The organism is Myroides sp. LJL116 (assembly GCF_054871685.1).
Window position 1 is genome coordinate 339,121 of record NZ_JBTXLR010000001.1, and the last position, 20,950, is coordinate 360,070.

The window sequence follows — 20,950 nt, forward strand, 5'->3', positions numbered from 1 at the left end:
TAAGTTATGAGAAGAATATTAAAAAAAGGATACCTTGTTTTAGCATTAGCTTTTGCTCAATTGGGGTTTGCCCAAGATGGTTTTGCAGTGTACACGGAGTATTTAGCAGATAACTATTATCTTTTACACCCTGCTTTGGCTGGGATTAAAAATAGTGCTCAATTTCGATTATCCACTCGTCAGCAATGGAGTGGAGTGGAGGACGCACCTAGTTTATTAACTTTTGCTGGAAGTACTAGAGTTGCAGAGCGATCTGGAGTAGGAGTAATTGCCTATGATGATAAAAACGGATACCATAAACGAAGCGGTTTTAAAGCTACTTATTCACACTTTATCACCTTTAGTGAATCACGCTATGATTTAAACTTATTGTCCTTTGGTATTAGTGCAGGTTTTGATCGAACTAGTTTAGACGAGACAGAGTTTGGTGGATTTGATCCTAGTATTAATGGTACTATAGTAACAAAAAGCTCAAACTTTCTAGTAGACGTAGGAGCAGCTTATAACTATGAAAACTTATTTACTATGTTTACTATTCAAAATTTGATTAGTTCTAAAAATAAGCTCTATAGTGATGCACAGGACAATAATTTCAGAAAGTATTTACTTGGTGCTGGATATGCTTTTGGTAATACTAAATATGGACAAGGATGGATCTATGAGCCTTCCACTTTAGTACAGTATACGGAAGAATTAGAACAGTGGACTGTGGATGTAAATATGAAGGTGTATCGTCAATTGGATTTTGGTAGAATTTATGCCGGACTATCCTACAGACAATATACCGATGGAGCCGAGTATATTACTCAAGGAAAAGTAAAAACCCAACGTATGCAGTATATTGCTCCTTTAATAGGAGGTAATTATAAGAACGTGTCCTTTACTTATTCTTACGTAGAAGGATTAGGGGATTTGAAAATTTCCAATTCCGGAACTCACGTATTCACTTTTGGTATAAATTTATTTGCTAAAAGAAGTAGTTTAGATTGTAATTGCCCTCATGTGCAAGATTAATAATAAAAAATAATCCCGATATTTATCGGGATTATTAATTTAACCCCGTTATGAATATACTATCCCTAAGAGGTAAAACTCCTCAAATTCCTGAAGATTGTTTTGTGGCACAGAATGCTACCATTATTGGTGATGTTACCCTTGGTAAACAGTGTAGTGTTTGGTTTAATGCTGTAATACGCGGTGATGTTAACTCCATTAGTATTGGTGATAAAGTAAACATCCAAGATGGAGCAATTATTCACTGTACCTATTTAAAGCACCCAACCCTAATTGGTAATAATGTATCTATAGGACATAATGCAATGGTACATGGATGTCATATTCACGATAATGTTTTAATTGGAATGGGAGCTATTGTGATGGATAATTGTGTAGTACATAGTAATACAATTATCGCAGCAGGAGCTGTTGTAACTCAAAATACAATAGTAGAATCAGGAGCTATTTATGCAGGTGTTCCTGCAAAAAAAGTAAAAGATATTAGCGCATCTGATTTTCAAGGAGAAATAGAGCGTATTGCTCAAAACTACGTCATGTACTCTTCTTGGTATACACAAGAGCAAAAATAAGCCTTTAAAAAAAGCGCCTTTGATAAAATCAAAGGCGCTTTTTTTAAAAATCTTCATAGCGGATTGTTGCATTTTCTTTTACGAAACTCTTCAATATAGTAGGGTCCGTATTGGTAAGTAAAGTATGCGCACCGATTCGTTCTAAATGGTTTAAAAGCCCATTGTCTAACAGTATTTTTTTGGTTTGTTTTGCAACGGCTTGTCCAGAATCTATGATTGTAATATTATTTGGAATAACCTTTTGAATTTGCTGTTTCAAATAAGGATAATGCGTACATCCTAATACTAATGTATCTATTCCTTTGTCTACCATAGGTTGAAGGTATTGCTGTAAGAGAATAGTCATTTGAGGGGAATTGATTTGACCACTTTCTATTAGTGTGACTAAATCGTAGCCTATTTGCTCTATTATCTCTACCTGGGGGTATAGTTTTATAGTTGAGGTGAACAAATCGCTTGTAATGGTTCCTTTAGTGGCTAAAACGCCAATCTTAGATGTTTTAGTAAGAATTGTTGCAGGTTTAATTGCGGGTTCTATCCCAATGATTGGAACTTGGTAATGATTTCTTAGTTCTTTTACAGCATTTGTGGTTGCTGTATTACAAGCTATAACAATTATTTTAGCATTTTTAGAAAGTAGATAATCTATATTTTTCATACAAAGATCTACGATAGCTTGCTTGGACTTAACCCCATATGGTGCATTTTTTTGATCAGCTAAGAATATAGTGTCTTCACAGGGTAATAATGTAATTAATTCCCTCCAAATTGTGGTACCACCAATTCCTGAATCAAATAAACCTATAGGATCTGTATTTTGCATAGGCAAATATAAAAAAAAATCCACTCTAATTTTAGAGTGGATTATATATTAATTATTAGGAAAATTAGTTAACTCCTAATTCTTTTTTAACTGCTGCTAATAGGTTGTCCCCATCTGCTAATAAAACTCCAGATCCCATTGAAGAATCTAATACATAGTTAAAACCTTGTGCTTTACCAACTTTTTGGATTGCAGCTAAAGTTTTCTCTAAAATTGGTTGAGATAACTCGTATTGTTTTTTCTGTAAATCTTGTTCCGCTGTTGTACGGAATTGTTGAATTCTTTGTTGTAAGTTTTCAATTTCTAAAGCACGCTCTTCGTTAGTTGCATCACCAACTGTAGCAGCTTCTGATTGGTATTTTTGAATCTTAGTTTGGTACTCCGTCATCATTGTTGTGAAGTTTTTATCGTAGTCTTCACCAAGCTTTTTTAATTGAGCTTCTGCTGTTTTCATTGCAGGAAGTTCACTCATTAAAACTTGCACATCAATATGAGCTATTTTAGATTGCGCCATTACAGCTGTAGTACCTACGCCGAAAAACATCACAGCTGCAATTAATAAAGATTTCATTTTTTTCATTGTTACTCGATTTTTTGATTTATTGTATATAATTATTTTTCTATTTTTTTGCCTCTTGGTCCTTTTTTAATTGATCCTTTTTATCTTGGATTTCTTTGGCAATTCTTTCTTTTCTTTCTTGTTGCTCTTTGAGAGCTTTCTCTCTTCTTTCTTGAGCCTGTTGTCTAACTTGCTCTATTTCTTTGTTTCTTCTCTCTATAGCTTGCTCTCTATTTATTCGAGCTTGCTCTTGCTTTTTCTCTTGATCAATGCGTCTTTGTTCACGTAGAGCTTCAATATCCAAGGTTGGCTTATTGCTTTGTCTTGCTTGGTTCAACTCTATACGCTTTTGTCTTTCTTGCTCAAGGAGTAAATCTCTTTGCCTTTTCTGCTCTTCGATTTCTCTTTTTTGCTCTTCGATTAAAAGCTTTCTTTCTTCTAAAGCGTCCATTTTAGCCTGCTGGTTTTTGAGCCTTTGTTCTTGCATTTCTGCTTGCTTTTGCTCGTAGAGTTTTTCCTGTTGGGCTATTTTCTCTAACCTAGCTTTTTCTTGTGCTTCTAATTTAGCTTCTCGTTGTCTTTGTAATTCTTCTCTCTTAGCAATAGCAGCTTGTTCTTTTTGGTACTGAGGATCGTTGGCTTGTTGAGCTAAACGTTCTTTCTCTTGTTGACGTAAGATACGATCTGCTTCTGCTTTTCTTCTTTGTTGCTCTTCACGACGCGATTGTCTAAGAGCCATTTGATCTTCTTGTTTTTCTTCCTCTTCCAGCTCAGCAACCTGTTTTTTAGTCATGTTTTGCTTACGCCTTGCACTGTTCATTCTTTTTAAAACAAGTTCACTTATATCATAGCGAGCACTTGCTAGAACCATAGTCGACTCCGTATTCTTATCCAAGACATAATCAAATTTCCTTGCCTGGGCGATATCCTCTACTACAGAAAATACTTGGTCTTGAATGGGTTTAGATAGCATTACTTTTTGAGTAATTAAATCTCCCTTGGTACCAAATCTTTTTTGTTGGTATTCATATAACTCTTGCTCTAAAATGGAAATTTCTTGTTCTTTTTCCTCTATTAGTTCTCGAGTTAATAGAATTCTTTCATTGGACAATGCCTGCTTCAAGGCTTGAATCTCTGCTTGCTTTTTATCGCCTTGGGCTTTCCACTGGTCGGCTCTAGAATCGATAGCAGCTGTAGCTTCTATGTATTCTGGGGTTTTACTAAGGATATATTCCATATCAATAAATGCCACCCTTGCACTACCTCCTTGGGCTATTGCCATGGAGAAAGATAATGTAAATATACAAATTATAGAAGCTAAAACAACTCTCATTATATCGATTTTAAGTATAAACTACATTAAAATGATTGTCCTAGGATAAAATGCGTTTGCCACCCACTTTTTTGTGTTGAACCTGGAACTGGATCAAACCCATATCCAAAGTCAATACCTAAAAGTCCGAACATTGGCATAAATACACGCACTCCAAAACCTGCAGAACGTTTTAATTCAAACGGTTGGTAGTTTTTAAAAGTGTCGTATGCATTACCTGCCTCTGCGAAGGATAATAGATAAACTGACGCGCTAGGTTTTAATGTAATTGGATATCTTAACTCTAACGTAAATTTATTGTATATAGTACCTCCAATTTGTTCTCCTCTATCATTTATTGGAGTTAATGTTTGATTTTGGTATCCTCTTAATTGAATTACCTCACGGCCATCCAAAGAGAAGTTAGCTAAACCATCTCCACCTAAATAGAATCTTTCAAATGGTACGATACCTCTGTGCTTGTTGTAAGCACCCATATATCCAAACTCTCCAAGAGTTCTAAGTACTAACTTTCCTGTAAGGGTAGTGTACCAGTCTCCTTTGAATTTTAATTTATAGTATTCTAACCAGTTGAAACGTTTTTGGTCAATTTTACCTTGATCTGGCGCTGCATCTTGCCATTTAGCAACTGCTTGCCCTTTAGCATTGATGTACTGTCCTTCTGCTAGAGGTAATCCAGTAGATGGGTCAGTCATTCCTTTTTTAGCTCTTAATTTATAAGCTTGTTCGTTTTGTAAGTTTTCATAGTTTACATTGTTGAACAAAGAATATGGAGGGGTAAATTTACCACTGATGCTAAAGAATGAACCAAAGGTTGGGAAAATTGGGTCAAAACCACGGTTATCACGTCTTAATTCAATTTGGTAAGCTAAGTTTTTAGAATCTCCATCTCCGAAGGTGAATAAACCAGTATTATAGTTTTTCATATCGTAGTATTGGAAGCTCAATGTATGAGATAATACAAAGTAATCATCTGGTACATTTAACTGTTTAGCTAGTCCAAAAGATAAAGTAGTAATGTTAAATCCTCTACTTCTATCTGTAGTACGCGTATAATAATCGTACATATTTTGCTGGCTATAAGCAATAGTTCCAAAGAAACTAACTGGCTTTCTTCCACCAAACCAAGGTTCAGTAAAGCTTAAACTATAAGTCTGGTAGTAGCTACTTCCTTGTAAACGAAGTGCTAAAGACTGACCGTCTCCCATTGGGAATGGTTTATATGCATCTTTATTGAAGATGTTTCTCAAAGAGAAGTTATTAAAGGAAAGCCCTAAGGTTCCGATAAAACCACCTCCACCGTAACCACCTTGTAATTCTACCTGGCTAGATCCTTTTTCTACTACTTGCCAGTCAACATCTACTGTTCCTGCTTGAGCATCGGCATTTAAAATGTCTGGAACAATTGCTTGAGCATCAAAAATCTGTAATTGACCTAATCTTCTCATAGTTTCCATAACCTGTGCCTTTGACCAAGTTTCCCCAGGTCTAGTACGAAGCTCTCTGTGGATTACACGGTCATTGGTGTTTTGGTTACCACTAACAGTAATATTATTGAATCTTGCAATTGGACCTTCTAAAACTCTAATTTCAAAATCAATAGTATCATTGGCAGTCTTTACCTCAATTGGTTGGATACTTGAGAATAAATATCCATTGTTTTGGTAAAGGTTAGTCAAATCTTGTGCGTCAGGATTTTTGTTGTCTTGGATTCTTTTATCTAAAAGAACTCCGTTGTACACTTCTCCTTTTTCAAGTCCTAAAACTCTAGAAAGGTAGGCATTGTTATATACAGTGTTTCCGATAAAGCGAATGTCTCCAAAGTAATATTTATTACCTTCTTGTACATCAATATCAATAGCAACTGTATTTGTTATTGGATCATAACCTGTAGTGTCTGCTACAATACGAGCATCACGGTATCCGTTTTCTTTATATTTATCAACAATATTTGCTAAGTCTTCTTCATATTTAGTAGAAATAAACTTAGAGGCTTTAAAAATACGAAGTGGATTCCAAGGGCTACGCACTTTGGTATCTTTCATCGCTTTCTTTAAGGCCTTATCACTTAGTTGTTCATTTCCGTTAAAATGAATATCCGATATCTTTACTTTTTTACCTTTATCTACTCCAATGATTAGATCCACTCTTCTACCAAGAGAATCTGTAGGAATAGTTTGAAGGGTAACTTTAGTATTGTAGAAACCGTCTTTTTTGTATTTATTTAATAAAAAGTACTTTGTTGTAGAAAGGAAGTTTTCATTAACAATTTGTCCTTTTGTCAATTTAGCTTCTTTGATAAGACTTTCTGATTTTGTCTTTTTATATCCATTAACGCGTATGTTATCTAAACGCGGTAATTCATTTAAAGTAAGCTCTAAATTGATTGTATCATTAACCACAGATGTTTCATAGATATTAATATCTGTGAAGAAATTTAAATTCCACAACTTTTTAAGTGCGTCTGAAATTTCCTCACCAGGAACAGCTATTTTTTGCCCTTTGTTAAGGCCAGTAAAGGTTATAACGGTTTGAGGGTTATAATTGTATTTTCCAGTTACGGTGATATCTCCAAGGGTATAAATTTTTGGAGATTCAAAAGAAGGAAAGTTTATACTGTCTTGTGCTTTTGTTTGGGTGCAGAAGAATCCTGCGACTAACAGTGCAAAAAGAGAGGTACCTTTTTGAAACATTATTTACGTTTTTTATTAAAGTTGTTCACTAGTTTTTCCAAATCTTCTTTCCCTATTTTGGTAGGTCAGAAGGGCCTTATAAAATTCTTGTTCACTAAAGTCTGGCCAAAGTACTTCGGTGAAATATAATTCCGCATAGGCGATTTGCCATAGCATGAAATTACTGATTCTCTGCTCTCCGCTAGTTCTAATTAACAGATCCACATCAGGTAAGCTACGCGTGTAAAGATGCTCATTAATAATTGATTCATCAATATCGCTTGGCGAAATTAAGTTATTTTTAACTTTAATCGAAATATTTTTTATTGCTTCGATCATTTCGTTGCGAGAACCGTAACTTAGGGCTAATGTAAGTGTTAATCCTGTGTTAGATTTTGTGGTTTCCATAACTTCCGCTAAGTTCTTTCTCACCTTAGAAGGCAATAGATCTAAATTACCTATTGCAGTTAACATTACATTGTTTTGCATAAAGGTAGGAAGTTCTTTCTTTAAAGATCTAACCATTAAGTCCATCAGCATATCAATCTCGAATTTTGGTCTTGACCAGTTTTCGGTTGAAAAAGCATACAAAGTCAAATAGGGGATTTTGAAGTCAACACAGGTTTTAATAGTAGAGCGAACGGATTTAATCCCATTTTCATGGCCAATTGTTCGTAAAAAACCTTGTTTTTTTGCCCACCTACCGTTACCATCCATAATGATAGAAACGTGTTGTGGTAATTTTTTTAAGTCTATTTCTTGTTCTAAATTCATTTAATCTGCACAATAACATGGGTTTTTTCCAAAGGTATAACTCAATGAAATACCTGAGAAGAAAAACCAATCATTTCGGTTTTTTCCGAAACTATAGGGTTGTCTAATTTCTTGGGTTGGGTGGCTTCCATCTAAATTATTGGTAAAGGTGTAATTAGCCGCAACCTCTGCATTTATGTTCAAAGTTGGAGTTAATCTAAATTTTATTCCCAGGGCAAATGGAATTGCCATGGAATTTTTCTTATCTCCTTTCACTAAATCTATTCTCGAAGAAGGATACATATTATCCTCGGGTTCATCTGGCCTATAATATAAATCTGTATAGCGGATTGCCGATAAACCTAAATACATATAAGGTGTTAAACCAAATTCTTCTTCATGTAAATCAAATTCAAAAAAGTTGAATTCTATACCAATAGCCAATTGATCAATGGTATTTGTGAAATTCAAACCTCTTTCTTTTCTGTAACCCATATCGGATTTGGCGTCATCTCCACTGATTTTAGTTTGTGTGTAACTTAATCGGTAAGAGTGTCTTGGACTGCGATTTAATCTATAAAAAACAGAAAATCCTGGGTCTTTTGGGTTGATAAATTGGGTAGAACCTATATCTCCAACATAATTTCCTGCTCCAATGCCAACTCCTACTTCATGGATTTGCCCATAGCAAAGAGTTAGACTAAAGGTCAATAATAATGACAGTAGGATTTTGCTCATTCTGTTAAATTAATTTACAAATATAGTAATATAGACAAATAATAACGTAATTATTTTTTAGGGAAGTAAATTACCCTATCCTGTTATAACTCTTCCCCTAGCATTTTAGTATATAAGCTGCGGGTTATTTGTTATTGTTAGTTTCGTTTGTCTTCTCCCCAAAGTAGTTTTGTTCTCAGAGTTTTTATAAAGCTTTGAGAAGGGAATTCTACTAAATCTATTGTAAATGAAGCTTTTGAAATGGTAAGTTCTGTCTCGTTATCTATTGCTTTAGTGGTAGTGTCTAAAGAAACTAAAAATTGACTTTCACGGCTACTTACTTTTAACTTTATATCTAAATTGTCTGGAATTACTAAGGGTCTTACATTTAAATTATGAGGAGCCAATGGAGTGATTACAAAGCAATTTGTCTCTGGTTCAATAATTGGACCTCCACAGCTAAGGGAATATCCAGTTGAGCCTGATGGGGTAGAAATAATTAGACCATCTGCCCAATAAGTAGCCAAATATTCGTCGTTTAAATAAGTATCTACAGTAATCATCGATGTGGTGTTTTTTCTAGAAACTGTTACCTCATTCAAAGCATACTGAATATCAAAATCGTTGTTTTTTGCAGGATTACATTGTAAAGACAAAAGTGTTCTTTTTGATAAAGTATAGGTGTTCTCGAAGATATGCGGTAATAAAATTTCTATGTCATCTTGTTGTACGTTAGCTAAGAATCCAAGGCGACCTGCATTAATACCCACAATAGGAATATTCATGCTCTTTATAAAGTTTGCTGCTCTTAACATGGTACCATCACCTCCAATACCTATAAAGAAATCAACATCATCACTTAATCGGTTCTCTTCTCCGAAAGTAGTATATTCTTTAGAAAGTATATTGTTTTGTTTTAGTAGGTGGTAAAAGTGGGCTTCAAATATAATTTCAACCTCATATTCTTTAAAAACATTTAAAAGCCTTAGGATAATATTTTGAACTATAGGCTTACTTGTTTGTCCGTAGATTGCAATCTTCATTATTATATGTTTAGAAATTTATTGATGTATTGAGATCTCTCTTGTAAATCATTTAGGTAATCATCCTCTATGTGATGGGTTATAATTTGATAACCATGACGCCTTAATTCATCTAGGATGATCTTAGTATTGTGTTTGTTTTTCTTTAAAAGGATGTGCATTTGGTCCTCTAGAGTTTGTAAGATAACAATGCCGTATAATTTGGCATTATTGCTTTCTACAATCTGACTAATGGTAGAAATACTATATTGCTGTATATGATGACTAACAACTAAAGTCGTGCCAACTTCATCCAAAAAAAGGGTAGAGGGCCAAAAGTTTAAAAGGCTTTGTTTTTTTACAATTCCAAGCAGTTGTCTGTTTTGGTCAATCACAGCTAGTACATTAGCATCGTTGTTTATTAAAATATCGTATATCTCAAAGACGTTCAAAGTTGTAGGGCTTTGAAGATAAAAATGCTCTAAGTCATAGATGATTTCTTTAATGGAATCATTGGCATTTTCCTCTTGGAAATCTTGATGGTATAAACAGCCCAAAAATTGACCTTGAGCATTGCTCAATGGTAAATGCGAAAGGTTATTTTCCTTTAAAAAGGCCAAAGCTTGCGCAATACTACTTTCTGGGGTGAAAGTAGGAATTGGATGAATTAATTCCGATTTAAAGTCAAACATTATACTACCAGTTTATTATCAACTGCAAAATAATCAAAAATTAATCAATTAAGGTTAATTATACTTTGTATTTTTGTGTTTAAATTTTTTTTAATTATGACTAAATTATCTGTTAATATTAATAAAATTGCCACTCTTAGGAATTCAAGAGGTGGGAATGTGCCTGATTTATTACAAGTGGCTCGTGATGTTCAAAAATTTGGTGCTCAAGGAGTGACTATTCACCCAAGACCTGATGAAAGACATATCCGTTATCAAGATGCTAGAGATTTAGTAGATGTTGTTCATACAGAATATAATATTGAAGGGAATCCTATGGATAACTTTTTAAATCTTGTATTTGAATGTAAACCAACTCAAGTTACATTAGTACCAGATACGGTGGGTCAACTTACTAGCAATGCTGGTTGGGATACGATAAAAAATAAATCTTTTTTAAGCGAGGTTATACAGGAATGTAAAGCAAAAGGTATTCGTACCTCTATCTTTGTTGATCCAGAGCTATCTATGATTGAAGGTGCTGCTTTAGTTGGTACAGACCGTATCGAATTATATACCGAAGAATTCGCTACTCAATATGGTCTTGGTAATTTAAAGGCAATTGAGCCTTATACTAAATGTGCAGAGCTAGCAAATGAATTAGGATTAGGAGTTAATGCGGGACACGACCTTAGTTTAGATAATATTGCTTTTTTCAAGCAAAATATTCCAGGACTACTAGAGGTGTCTATTGGACATGCTCTAATTGCTGAATCTTTGTATTTAGGATTAGAAAATGTTGTTAATATGTATGTTAGAAAATTACAATAATGCAAAATATATTACATTCTAATATCCAAGGTGAAGGAGGTATTCCTTTTATAGTTATGCACGGCTACTTAGGTATGAGTGATAACTGGAAGAGCTTTGCTAGACAAATGGCCAATATAGGCTATGAAGTTCATGCTTTGGATTTGAGAAATCACGGTAGAAGTTTCCATAGTGAAGTATGGTCTTATGAAGATATGGTGCAAGATGTGGTAAATTACATGGACCATCATACTATAGCCAAAGCTATGGTGTTAGGACACTCTATGGGGGGGAAAGTAGCTATGCTTTTGGCTACTGAGTATCCAGAGAAAGTGGAGCGTTTAATTGTGGCCGATATATCACCAAAATTCTACCCAGAACATCATCAGGGTATTTTCAAGGCTTTAAATGCAGTAGATTTTAGCCTTAAGCCCTCTAGAGCTGAGGTGGATGAAATTATATCTTCTCATTTAAAGGATGCTTCTACTAAGATGTTTCTATTAAAAAGTTTGTATTGGGTAGAGCCAGAGCAGCTAGGTTTTCGTTTTAACCTAGATGTATTCAATAATAACCCAAAAGTAGTTGGACAAGCTTTACCTGAAGAAAATATCTATAATGGACCAACCCTTTTTATTAGAGGAGGAGCCTCAGATTATATCCAAGAAGAAGATTTTGAATTACTTCATGCACATTTCCCATTAGCAGTTGTGAAAACTATTTCAAATGCAGGACACTGGTTGCATGCACAAGAACCTCAAATGTTTTTTGAATTTGTAGAAGAATTTTTACAATAATATAAAAAAATGCTTTTTGACATAAAAAAGAGGTGTTTTTAAGAGTAAAAAACTATAAATCAGCCGAATAATCTTTTAGATGATTCGGCTGATTTTTTTTGCAAAAAAAGTAAATCTGCATTTTTTAGGCAATTTACTGGATGGATTTTGAAGTATATTATGGTATTGTGAGATTATAGTCTTAATTTTTTTACAATAATGGCTTTTTATTTAGAAAAATTTAAGTGTGCTGTGTTTTGTATAATTTCGTAATATTTAGATAAAATCAATTATTATGCTTGCATAGTATGTGTTATTATTGATAATAATGTATTTATCATTCTTTAAATGTTAAAATAAGAATTAAAAATTTGTAAAATTATTGTAATCAGTTATATTTGAATAATGACGAAATTTAAATAAAAAACGATTATGATTAGAAAATTAATATCATTGTCCCTGTTGTCTTTGATTTCTTTCTCTGCTTTTGCAGGAGGATATCGAGTTAGTATGCAAGGAAACAAACAACTTGCAATGGGACACACGGGGGTAGCTGTTATTAGTGGTGCGGAGACTTTGTTCTTCAACCCTGCAGCTTCGGTTTTTTTGAAAGATAAGTGGACTTTTTCAGCTGGGGTTAGTTACTTAGTAGCCGATACTAAGTTTGAGAACAAAACCTACGATTGGAAAGATGAAACCCGCAATCCTGGAACTCCTATGTATGCTTATGCTGTTTATAAGCCATTGGAGTGGCTGAGTTTAGGATTGGCTATTTACACTCCTTATGGAAGTAAAGTAGAATGGGATAAAGGATGGCAAGGTGCTCACCTTGTAAATAATATCGATTTAAAATCCTTCTATGTTCAACCAACTGTTGCTGTAAAAGTAAATGAACGCTTTAGTTTCTCAGGAGGACCTATCTTTGTTACAGGAGGGGTAACTTTTAATCGAAATGTATCCAGAAGCTTAGCGGATGAGCAAGGTAACTACACTAATGTTACTGTGAAATCTCATAATGTAACAGCTTGGGGATGGACAGCAGGTTATTTGCTAAATGTGGATGATCATTTGCGTATAGGAATGAATTATCGTTCTGAAATAAAAATGAAGGCTAAAAATGGTACTGCTACTTTTTATGATGTACCAAGTTTTGCACAGGCCCTTTTTAAAGATGGTAAAATTACTGCAGAGATGCCTTTACCAGCTGAGTTAACTGTTGGAGCTTCTTATGAATGGAACAAATGGTTATTTGCTTTTGATTACAATAGAGCTTTTTGGAATGTATATAAGTCCTTGACTATTGATTTTGTAGATAGTCCAGCTATTGGTACTTCTGTTAATCCTAGAAATTATAAAGACTCTAGTACTTACCGTGTCGGAGTACAATATACAGTAAATGATGCGTGGAGTGTACGTGCAGGATGGTATTACGATGAAAGTCCAGTACAAGATGGTTATTTCGCACCAGAAACTCCTAGAAATGACTCTAGAGCATATACAGGAGGATTTACTTATAAATTTAAAAATGGTATTGGTATCGATGTTGCTGCCAACTTTATGAACTTCAGTAGTATAAAGAACTCTTATGACTATTACCTAGAAGATGGTAATTATGTTTCTTTCGGTGGAGTATATAAAAGTGCAGTTACAAGTGGGAGTGTAGGAATTAGCTATAGCTTCTAAGACGTAGACCAACAACCAGCCAACAAAAACTATAAATTATGAAAAAAAGATATTTATTTATACTACCAGCTTTAGCACTTCTTGCGAGTTGTGAACCAGATATTAAGGATGGTATTGATGGGGGAACCTATTATGCAGGGGAAGCAGATTTTTCCACCTATGTAGCTATAGGAAATAGCTTAACTGCCGGATATATGGATGGAACCGTATTTAAAAGTGGTCAGCAATATTCCTTTCCAAACATTTTAGCGGGTCAATTCAAAGTAGTTGGGGGTAGAGAATTTACCCAGCCTTCTTTTGAGGATGACGTTAACAATGTAGGAGGATTATTGTTAGGTGGACAAGTAATTGCACCAACTCGTTTAATTATGAACATGAGTACAAGTTCACCTGAGAATATCAAAGGAACTATAACTATTGAAGTTTCCAATCAGCAAAAGAAAGCTTTTCATAATGCCGGGGTACCAGGAGCTAAGAGTTTTCATCTTCTTGCAAAGGGATATGGAAGTTTAGCTGGTGTTGCCAATGGTACAGCTAACCCTTATTTTGTGCGTACAGCTACCTCAGAGAATGCTAGTGTTATAGAAGATGCAATGAGTTTGAATCCGACTTTCTTTACCAATTGGATTGGTTCAAATGATGTATTGGGATATGCTAGTTCTGGAGGAGATGGTGTGGATCAAAACGAATTAAATGGGTTAGATCCTTCTTTGTATGGTCCAAACGATATTACTCATGTAGGGGTTTTTCAAAATGTTTACCAAACAATTACCCAAGCATTAGTTCAAAATGGAGCTAAGGGAGCTATTGCTACTATTCCTGATGTAACGGCGATTCCTTATTTTACAACAGTGCCTTATAATCCATTGACTCCAGAATTAATTGGAGTTGAAAAGATAGATGCATTAAATACCTTTGTTGGTATGCTAAAAGAAATTTTAGCTAAAGGTGGGCAAGCAGATCGCTTAGAGTTTTTCTCTAAAGACAAAGCTAACGCACTTTTAATTCAAGATAAAACTCTAGCGGATATGTCGGGGCTTTTAAAACTTGGATTAAAGCAAGCTTCTGATGCGGGCTTATTTGTGTTAACAGATCAACAAATAGCTATGTTGTCTATGGTTTATGGACAAGCAAGACATGCGACATCTAAAGATTTGTTTATCCTAACAAGTAAAAGTCAAATTGGACTTCCAATGGGAGGAGGTACTGGAAACCCTACTTTGGATGCATTATTAGTAAATGGGGTATCTTACCCAATGAGCGATTCTTTTGTTTTAAATCCAGTGGAGCAAAAGAAAGTTAAGTTAGCTACCGATAGTTTTAATGCTATTATTAAAGCAGAAGCTGTTAAGCACAATTTAGCATTAGTGGACATGAATGCTATTTTAAATCAAGCTGTGAGTGGTTTAAGAGTAGAAGATGGACAAATTTATACAGCGGATTACTTCCAAGGAATGGGTAATTTAAATACAGTAATGTTCTCTTTAGATGGTGTTCACTTAAATCCAAGAGGTTATGCGTTCGCTTCTTCAGAGATTCTAAAGGTGATTAACCAACACTATAAAGCAAATATTCCGTTAGTTAATCCTGCAAAATATCCAGGGCCAACCTTGTTGCCTACTAATTAATTTTTGATTATTTTTATAAAAAAAAATATGGCATTAATTATTCGATTATTAGTAACAACTGCAATAGTTGTTTTCCTTTGCTGGTTACTTCCAGGAGTATACGTAGAGGGATGGACATCTGCCTTATGGGTAGCTGTTGTAATGGGTTTGTTAAATATGTTCCTACGACCAGTATTGATCTTTTTGACCCTACCAGCAACTATAATAACCATGGGGTTGTTTCTACTTGTAATCAACGCTTTGATTATTCTACTCTGCGCTTATTTTGTTAGTGGATTTGTAGTAGAAGGATTCTGGTATGCTGTCTTATTTAGTATAGTATTGACTTTTTGCCAATCCATTACCAATGGTATTGTTCAAAAAGACAACCTGGAAAATCAATAAAAAAATTAATGATTGAAATACAATCAGTTAAAAACTTGGATGGGTTGTAAAAATAATTTATTTTTGCAACCCAAATTTATTATGTAAATACATCAAAAAATGAATATTACAAAGAATAATGTAGATGCTCTTAATGCAATTGTAACAATAGAGCTTGCAAAAGAAGATTACCAAGGTAATGTAGATAAGGTTTTAGCTAACTATAAAAAAAGCGCTAGTGTTCCTGGATTTAGAAAAGGAGCTGTACCAATGAGTTTAATCCTTAAACAATATGGTAAAGCAGTTTTGTTCGAAGAGGTTAACAAAATCTTACAAGACAAATTAAACAATTACCTTACAGAGGAGAAAATGGATATTTTAGGAAATCCACTTCCTGTATTAAACGAAGAGTTTGACTGGGATGCTGATGTATTAAAATTTGATTTCGAATTAGGTTTAACACCTGAGTTCAATGTAGCTTTAGAAGAGGTTGCTAATTTAGCAAAATACCAAATCGTTGCTGATGAGGCTATGCTTGACGAGCAAGTTGAGTACATCCAAAACCAATACGGTAAATTAGTTTCTCAAGAGTCTGTTGAAGAAAATTCTGAGTTATTAGTTACGGTTCAAAACGAAGAAGCTGGAGTAGAGAATGAAACTAAATTAGCTATTGCTGATATTAGAACAAAAACTAACCAAAAGAAATTCTTAAACAAAAAAGTAGGTGATCAAGTTACTATCTCTACAAAAGGATTGTTTGAGGATGAGCAAAAGTTAATGCAATTCTTAGGTTTACAAGAAGTAGTGGAAATTGATGTGGTAGTTACTATCAAAGAAATCAACGAAACACAAAAAGCAGAATTAAACCAAGAGTTATTCGATAAATTATTCGGAGAAGGAGTTGTAACTTCTGTGGAGCAATTAAAAGAGAAGATCAAAGAAGACGCAGAGAGACAATTCAAAGGTCAAGCTGATCAAAAATTCTTAAGCGACGTTTACGAAAGCTTAGTAGAGTCTACTTCTTTTGATTTACCAGCTGAATTCTTAAAGAAATGGTTACAAACTGCAGGAGAAACTACTTTAACTCCAGAACAAGCAGAAGAGGAGTACAATAAGAGTGAAAGAGGATTACGTTTCCAATTAATCGAAGGAAAATTAATGGCTCAATACGACTTACAGTTAAACTTCGAAGAGATTAAAGAACACACTGTAAAATTAATCAAAGATCAGTTAGCTCAATTCGGTCAAGCTGAACCAGATGAAAAAACAGTAGAAGATATCGTTGCTAGAGTAATGTCTAACCAAGAAGAGGTTAAACGTATTTCTGAGCAAGTAATGAGCGAAAAAGTATTAGCTTTATTTAACGATAAAGTGAAAGCTGAAGCTAAGGAAGTTTCTTACAAAGATTTCGTTAAAGAAATGTACGGAGAATAATTTTCCACGAAAAAAATAAGTATATTTGAGCGTCTTCCCAAAATGGGGAGGCGCTTATTTTTTAGAATAAAAAAGGAATATATATGGACTACGGTAAGGAATTTCAAAAATTTGCTACAAAGCATCATGGTATAAATAGCATGTACTACGACAAAATTGTTAGTAGTATGACCCCTTACATTATTGAAGAGAGACAAATGAATGTTGCTTCAATGGATGTGTTTTCTCGTTTAATGATGGATAGAATTATCTTTTTAGGTACTGCTATCGATGATTATGTTGCCAATATTATTCAAGCACAGTTATTATTCTTAGCTAGTGTAGACAATGATAAGGATATTAGTATTTATGTGAATTCACCTGGAGGTGGAGTATATGCAGGTTTGGGAATTTACGATACAATGCAATTTATTAAACCTGATGTAGCAACTATTTGTACTGGAATGGCTGCTTCTATGGGAGCTGTTCTTTTATGTGCAGGAGCTAAAGGAAAGCGTTCTGCTTTACCTCACTCTCGTGTAATGATTCACCAACCACTTGGTGGAGCACAAGGACAAGCTTCTGATATTGAAATTACGGCAAGAGAAATCTTAAAGTTAAAAGAAGAATTATACCAAATCATTTCTAGCCACTCTGGGCAAAGTATGGAGAAAGTTCACCACGATAGTGATCGTGATTATTGGATGATCGCTCAACAAGCCAAAGAATACGGTATGATTGATGAGGTGTTAATTAGAGAATAAAAATTTATGGCAAAGCAGCAGATGAAGTGTTCTTTTTGTGGTAGACCCGAATCAGAAACAAATATTTTAATAGCAGGTATGGATGCTCATATTTGTGATAAATGTGTAGATCAGGCTTATGGTATTGTTTTAGAAGATACCACACAAGAAGAAGAAGATGAATTGAACCAAGAATTGCTTTTAAAGAAGCCGATGGAAATTCGCGCGTTTTTAGATCAATATGTAATTGGTCAAGACCAAACTAAAAAAGTAATGTCTGTGGCGGTTTACAATCACTATAAACGTTTACTACAAGAATCAAAGTCCGCAGATCAAGAAGTGGAAATAGAGAAGAGTAACGTTATAATGGTTGGGCAAACAGGAACAGGAAAAACCTTAGTTGCCAAAACAATTGCAAGAATGCTAAATGTGCCTTTGGCAATTGTAGATGCTACTGTTTTAACCGAGGCTGGTTACGTTGGAGAAGATGTAGAGGGGATTTTAAGTAAATTGTTGCAAGCAGCAGATTACGACGTTGAAAAAGCTCAAAGAGGAATAATCTTTATTGATGAAATTGATAAAATTGCTCGTAAAAGCGATAATCCTTCAATAACTAGAGATGTTTCAGGAGAAGGAGTTCAACAAGCATTATTAAAATTATTAGAAGGAAGTATTGTAAATGTTCCACCAGAGGGAGGACGTAAGCATCCAAATCAAAAGTTTGTTGAGGTGAATACTAAAAACATTCTTTTTATTGCAGGAGGAGCTTTCGATGGTATTGAGCGTATTATTTCTAAGCGTTTAAACTTCCAAGCTGTAGGATATGGTTCATTAAAAGAAGGTGATCAAGTAGATCGTACTAATTTGATGCAATACATTATTCCGCGTGATATTAAGGACTTTGGATTAATCCCTGAAATAATAGGGCGTTTACCTGTTTTAACGCACATGGATCCTTTGGATAAAGAAACATTACGTTTGATCTTAACAGAGCCTAAAAACGCTCTTATTAAGCAATATGAAATGTTGTTTGCAATGGATGACATTAAGCTTGAGATTACAGATGAAGCTTTAGACTATATTGTAGATAAAGCTTTGGAGTATAAATTAGGTGCTCGTGGGCTTAGATCATTGTGTGAGGCAATTTTAACTGATGCAATGTATGAGCTTCCAAGTCAAAAAGATGTTCATGAATTAATAGTTGATGAGCAATATGCAAAAAATGCATTAAATAAAAATTTACTGCAACGTTTAGAGTCAGTAAGTCAAAACTAAAAAAAAGACGTATTACCTTGTAATACGTCTTTTTTTGTCCTTTTATTTTAAAAAAGGGAATAAAAAAAGGAGACTTGTAAAACAAATCTCCTTTATGGTACTCGGAGCGGGAATTGAACCCGCACGAACATTACTGTTCACTGGATTTTAAGTCCAGCGTGTCTACCAATTCCACCACCCGAGCCTGTGGGCTTTCCTTGTGGATTGCGAGTGCAAATATAGGGCAAAAATCTTTTGAAACAAGACTTTTTGTTGAAAAAAAATCATTTTTATTGCAGTTTGTGTATATGTTATTGGTAATTAGTTATTTAGTTAATGAAAAAAAGTCAGATAATAATTTTATTACTTTAAGATCTCTTTCGTGTGGCAATAATGGTTTTTAGATGCTTTTAAAACTATACTAATACTTATCAAGACCTATATATTTAGAGGGGAAGGCCTCGCTGTTATAAAAGGCTTTTAAAGGCATATCAATCCTGGTTGAGGTCTTTATAGGTAAAAAGGGTTTGTACTGTTATAAAGGGCTTTTAAAGCCTTATTCAACCTAGTTAAGGTCTTTGTAGTTTGAAATTTTTTTTTGTGACTCTAATAGGTTTTTAAAACCTAAAGAAAGGACATAAGATATTAATGAGAGCTCTTTGCTGAGTAAAGAGAATAAAAAAAGGAGATTTGTAAAACAAATCTCCTTTTATGGTACTCGGAGCGGGAATTGAACCCGCACGAACATTACTGTTCACTGGATTTTAAGTCCAGCGTGTCTACCAATTCCACCACCCGAGCCTGTGGGCTTTCCTTGTGGATTGCGAGTGCAAATATAGTGCAATTATTATATCTGACAAGGCTTTTTTAGAAAGTTTTTTTATTTTTTTTCGTTAGTTGTTTTATCTAGTTGGTAAGCAGTAATTTAAAGTTAGTATTTTATTGATTTTTTTTTCCATTTTAAATGGAACTAATTCTTAAGCCTTAATTAAAGGCGTAAGAGGTAGGTTTTAGTAAGGAGTAGGCTTTTTAAAATAACAGTAATCTTTAGTAATGGTAAGAAGGGGGTGAGGTAAACTTAGTAGAAGTACGAATTCTAGTGGGATAGTTTAGCAATAGCCGTTGAGTTTAATGCAAAAAAAAAGGAGACTTGTAAAACAAATCTCCTTTATGGTACTCGGAGCGGGAATTGAACCCGCACGAACATTACTGTTCACTGGATTTTAAGTCCAGCGTGTCTACCAATTCCACCACCCGAGCCTGTGGGCTTTCCTTGTGGATTGCGAGTGCAAATATAGAGTAAAAATCTTATTACACAATAGTATTTTGGTGAAAAAAAATATTTTTTTTCATGTTTTTTTCTTCATTGGAACTACTTGCTTAAAAAACAATTGTTTATCTTTTTATAGTAGAGATAACAAAAGTAATATTAAATGGATTTAGATATGGTTATTCCATTTCTTGCGGTATATCTTCGAATATATTTATACTAAAGTCAAGAATTTCTGCCTTTGTAAAACTCTTTTGAACTTCTTCAATGGCATTAGCAAAACGAATGGCTGTGTTGAATTTTCTAGAAGTAGCATAGATGTTTTGATCTATGGATAATTTGAAATAGAACTTAGCACTAGTTGTTTTATATCTTAAGATGGTAATTAGCTCAAAGTTTTCTTGTAAAAAGCCTATTGTGGCATAAATAGCTTCTTTACTGGGATACTCAACACTAGTTAATAAAGTACGACCTCTAGAGTGTTCAAAAGTGTATTTGAATTTTTCATTCTCTTTTACACTTATTACAAAAGCGCTCATAGCAAATAGGGTATAAATAAGAGTTAATATAAAATAGGATAAAGCTAAAGTAGGGTAAGTTTATAGCAAAAAAAAATCCTAAACAAAATGTTTAGGATTTTTTGGTACTCGGAGCGGGAATTGAACCCGCACGAACATTACTGTTCACTGGATTTTAAGTCCAGCGTGTCTACCAATTCCACCACCCGAGCAATTGGATTTGAGCGAAAAACGGGGTTCGAACCCGCGACCTCAACCTTGGCAAGGTTGCGCTCTACCAACTGAGCTATTTTCGCATTTTGTTTCTTTTTAAGAACGTGCATTACTTCTGTATTGCGAGTGCAAATATAGGAGGTTTT

General features: G+C 34.3%; 19 protein-coding genes and 5 tRNA genes. 10 read left to right on the top strand and 14 right to left on the bottom strand.

Features of this window, described 5'->3' with window-relative positions; genetic code table 11:
* Window positions 1-6: 6 nt before the first annotated feature.
* Window positions 7-1,014 carry a PorP/SprF family type IX secretion system membrane protein gene (locus ACYSNM_RS01550; RefSeq protein WP_461755344.1) on the top strand — a complete coding sequence of 336 codons (1,008 nt, stop codon included), beginning with the start codon at window positions 7-9 and terminating at the stop codon, window positions 1,012-1,014.
* A gap of 50 nt (window positions 1,015-1,064) precedes the next feature.
* Window positions 1,065-1,586, top strand: coding sequence for a gamma carbonic anhydrase family protein (locus ACYSNM_RS01555; protein ID WP_461754083.1), 522 nt, complete (start codon window positions 1,065-1,067; stop codon window positions 1,584-1,586).
* Between the two features lie 43 nt (window positions 1,587-1,629).
* Here ACYSNM_RS01555 and murI read toward each other — a convergent pair whose 3' ends face one another.
* From murI to ACYSNM_RS01595, 8 genes are all read right to left on the bottom strand, one after another.
* On the bottom strand, window positions 1,630-2,409 hold the full coding sequence (gene murI, locus ACYSNM_RS01560; RefSeq protein ID WP_461755345.1) for a glutamate racemase: 780 nt from the start codon (window positions 2,407-2,409) through the stop codon (window positions 1,630-1,632).
* A gap of 64 nt (window positions 2,410-2,473) precedes the next feature.
* On the bottom strand, window positions 2,474-2,989 hold the full coding sequence (locus ACYSNM_RS01565; RefSeq protein ID WP_461754085.1) for an OmpH/Skp family outer membrane protein: 516 nt from the start codon (window positions 2,987-2,989) through the stop codon (window positions 2,474-2,476).
* A 40-nt stretch (window positions 2,990-3,029) separates the two neighbouring features.
* Window positions 3,030-4,301: an OmpH/Skp family outer membrane protein gene (locus ACYSNM_RS01570; protein WP_461755346.1), complete on the bottom strand. Its 1,272-nt coding sequence runs from the start codon at window positions 4,299-4,301 to the stop codon at window positions 3,030-3,032.
* 26 nt (window positions 4,302-4,327) lie between these two features.
* The gene (locus ACYSNM_RS01575) at window positions 4,328-6,994 is read right to left on the bottom strand and encodes a BamA/OMP85 family outer membrane protein (protein WP_461755347.1); all 2,667 of its coding nucleotides are present in this window, start codon (window positions 6,992-6,994) and stop codon (window positions 4,328-4,330) included.
* Window positions 6,995-7,009: 15 nt separating this feature from the next.
* Window positions 7,010-7,747 (bottom strand): isoprenyl transferase, encoded by a 738-nt coding sequence (locus ACYSNM_RS01580; protein WP_461755348.1) that lies wholly within the window; start codon window positions 7,745-7,747, stop codon window positions 7,010-7,012.
* Window positions 7,748-8,464 (bottom strand): type IX secretion system protein PorG, encoded by a 717-nt coding sequence (gene porG, locus ACYSNM_RS01585; RefSeq protein WP_461755349.1) that lies wholly within the window; start codon window positions 8,462-8,464, stop codon window positions 7,748-7,750. It lies immediately after the preceding gene.
* A 137-nt stretch (window positions 8,465-8,601) separates the two neighbouring features.
* Entirely contained in the window at window positions 8,602-9,486 is an 885-nt protein-coding gene (locus ACYSNM_RS01590; protein WP_461755350.1) for an NAD kinase, read from the bottom strand.
* A 2-nt stretch (window positions 9,487-9,488) separates the two neighbouring features.
* A complete protein-coding gene (locus ACYSNM_RS01595; RefSeq protein WP_461755351.1) occupies window positions 9,489-10,157 on the bottom strand; it encodes a CBS domain-containing protein in 669 nt (222 codons plus the stop codon).
* 96 nt (window positions 10,158-10,253) lie between these two features.
* Between ACYSNM_RS01595 and ACYSNM_RS01600 the strand changes: the two genes are divergently transcribed.
* The 8 genes from ACYSNM_RS01600 to clpX all read left to right on the top strand — a co-directional run bounded on the left by ACYSNM_RS01600 (window position 10,254) and on the right by clpX (window position 18,824).
* Window positions 10,254-10,967 (top strand): pyridoxine 5'-phosphate synthase, encoded by a 714-nt coding sequence (locus tag ACYSNM_RS01600; RefSeq protein ID WP_461755352.1) that lies wholly within the window; start codon window positions 10,254-10,256, stop codon window positions 10,965-10,967.
* Complete coding sequence (locus ACYSNM_RS01605; protein WP_461755353.1) at window positions 10,967-11,740, top strand: alpha/beta fold hydrolase; 774 nt, start codon at window positions 10,967-10,969, stop codon at window positions 11,738-11,740. The genes ACYSNM_RS01600 and ACYSNM_RS01605 overlap by 1 nt, the downstream gene beginning before the upstream one ends.
* A gap of 411 nt (window positions 11,741-12,151) precedes the next feature.
* Entirely contained in the window at window positions 12,152-13,402 is a 1,251-nt protein-coding gene (locus ACYSNM_RS01610) for an OmpP1/FadL family transporter (protein ID WP_461755354.1), read from the top strand.
* A 38-nt stretch (window positions 13,403-13,440) separates the two neighbouring features.
* Entirely contained in the window at window positions 13,441-15,030 is a 1,590-nt protein-coding gene (locus tag ACYSNM_RS01615) for a hypothetical protein (RefSeq protein WP_461755355.1), read from the top strand.
* A 27-nt stretch (window positions 15,031-15,057) separates the two neighbouring features.
* Window positions 15,058-15,414, top strand: coding sequence for a phage holin family protein (locus ACYSNM_RS01620; protein ID WP_461755356.1), 357 nt, complete (start codon window positions 15,058-15,060; stop codon window positions 15,412-15,414).
* 99 nt (window positions 15,415-15,513) lie between these two features.
* Window positions 15,514-16,827, top strand: a complete 1,314-nt coding sequence (locus ACYSNM_RS01625; protein WP_461755357.1) for a trigger factor — start codon at window positions 15,514-15,516, stop codon at window positions 16,825-16,827.
* An 83-nt stretch (window positions 16,828-16,910) separates the two neighbouring features.
* Window positions 16,911-17,570 (top strand): ATP-dependent Clp endopeptidase proteolytic subunit ClpP, encoded by a 660-nt coding sequence (gene clpP, locus ACYSNM_RS01630; protein ID WP_461754098.1) that lies wholly within the window; start codon window positions 16,911-16,913, stop codon window positions 17,568-17,570.
* 6 nt (window positions 17,571-17,576) lie between these two features.
* On the top strand, window positions 17,577-18,824 hold the full coding sequence (gene clpX, locus ACYSNM_RS01635) for an ATP-dependent Clp protease ATP-binding subunit ClpX (protein WP_461755358.1): 1,248 nt from the start codon (window positions 17,577-17,579) through the stop codon (window positions 18,822-18,824).
* Between the two features lie 95 nt (window positions 18,825-18,919).
* Here clpX and ACYSNM_RS01640 read toward each other — a convergent pair.
* The 6 genes from ACYSNM_RS01640 to ACYSNM_RS01665 all read right to left on the bottom strand — a co-directional run bounded on the left by ACYSNM_RS01640 (window position 18,920) and on the right by ACYSNM_RS01665 (window position 20,887).
* Window positions 18,920-19,008: transfer RNA gene (locus ACYSNM_RS01640), tRNA-Leu, on the bottom strand.
* Window positions 19,009-19,515: 507 nt separating this feature from the next.
* Window positions 19,516-19,604 (bottom strand) — tRNA-Leu (locus ACYSNM_RS01645).
* 370 nt (window positions 19,605-19,974) lie between these two features.
* Window positions 19,975-20,063, bottom strand: a tRNA-Leu gene (locus tag ACYSNM_RS01650).
* Between the two features lie 189 nt (window positions 20,064-20,252).
* Window positions 20,253-20,612 carry a hypothetical protein gene (locus ACYSNM_RS01655; protein WP_461755359.1) on the bottom strand — a complete coding sequence of 120 codons (360 nt, stop codon included), beginning with the start codon at window positions 20,610-20,612 and terminating at the stop codon, window positions 20,253-20,255.
* 102 nt (window positions 20,613-20,714) lie between these two features.
* Window positions 20,715-20,803 (bottom strand) — tRNA-Leu (locus ACYSNM_RS01660).
* A gap of 11 nt (window positions 20,804-20,814) precedes the next feature.
* A tRNA-Gly gene (locus tag ACYSNM_RS01665) sits at window positions 20,815-20,887 on the bottom strand.
* Between the last annotated feature and the right edge of the window lie 63 nt (window positions 20,888-20,950).

Bases quoted from the DNA above. Each gene is read 5' to 3' on its own strand.
- ACYSNM_RS01595 (WP_461755351.1), bottom strand. From the start codon at position 10,157: ATGTTTGACTTTAAATCGGAATTAATTCATCCAATTCCTACTTTCACC.
- ACYSNM_RS01600 (WP_461755352.1), top strand. From the start codon at position 10,254: ATGACTAAATTATCTGTTAATATTAATAAAATTGCCACTCTTAGGAAT.
- ACYSNM_RS01655 (WP_461755359.1), bottom strand. From the start codon at position 20,612: ATGAGCGCTTTTGTAATAAGTGTAAAAGAGAATGAAAAATTCAAATAC.
- ACYSNM_RS01620 (WP_461755356.1), top strand. From the start codon at position 15,058: ATGGCATTAATTATTCGATTATTAGTAACAACTGCAATAGTTGTTTTC.
- clpP (WP_461754098.1), top strand. From the start codon at position 16,911: ATGGACTACGGTAAGGAATTTCAAAAATTTGCTACAAAGCATCATGGT.
- clpX (WP_461755358.1), top strand. From the start codon at position 17,577: ATGGCAAAGCAGCAGATGAAGTGTTCTTTTTGTGGTAGACCCGAATCA.
- ACYSNM_RS01580 (WP_461755348.1), bottom strand. From the start codon at position 7,747: ATGAATTTAGAACAAGAAATAGACTTAAAAAAATTACCACAACACGTT.
- ACYSNM_RS01565 (WP_461754085.1), bottom strand. From the start codon at position 2,989: ATGAAAAAAATGAAATCTTTATTAATTGCAGCTGTGATGTTTTTCGGC.
- ACYSNM_RS01570 (WP_461755346.1), bottom strand. From the start codon at position 4,301: ATGAGAGTTGTTTTAGCTTCTATAATTTGTATATTTACATTATCTTTC.
- ACYSNM_RS01605 (WP_461755353.1), top strand. From the start codon at position 10,967: ATGCAAAATATATTACATTCTAATATCCAAGGTGAAGGAGGTATTCCT.
- ACYSNM_RS01550 (WP_461755344.1), top strand. From the start codon at position 7: ATGAGAAGAATATTAAAAAAAGGATACCTTGTTTTAGCATTAGCTTTT.
- ACYSNM_RS01610 (WP_461755354.1), top strand. From the start codon at position 12,152: ATGATTAGAAAATTAATATCATTGTCCCTGTTGTCTTTGATTTCTTTC.
- murI (WP_461755345.1), bottom strand. From the start codon at position 2,409: ATGCAAAATACAGATCCTATAGGTTTATTTGATTCAGGAATTGGTGGT.
- ACYSNM_RS01575 (WP_461755347.1), bottom strand. From the start codon at position 6,994: ATGTTTCAAAAAGGTACCTCTCTTTTTGCACTGTTAGTCGCAGGATTC.
- porG (WP_461755349.1), bottom strand. From the start codon at position 8,464: ATGAGCAAAATCCTACTGTCATTATTATTGACCTTTAGTCTAACTCTT.
- ACYSNM_RS01555 (WP_461754083.1), top strand. From the start codon at position 1,065: ATGAATATACTATCCCTAAGAGGTAAAACTCCTCAAATTCCTGAAGAT.
- ACYSNM_RS01625 (WP_461755357.1), top strand. From the start codon at position 15,514: ATGAATATTACAAAGAATAATGTAGATGCTCTTAATGCAATTGTAACA.
- ACYSNM_RS01590 (WP_461755350.1), bottom strand. From the start codon at position 9,486: ATGAAGATTGCAATCTACGGACAAACAAGTAAGCCTATAGTTCAAAAT.
- ACYSNM_RS01615 (WP_461755355.1), top strand. From the start codon at position 13,441: ATGAAAAAAAGATATTTATTTATACTACCAGCTTTAGCACTTCTTGCG.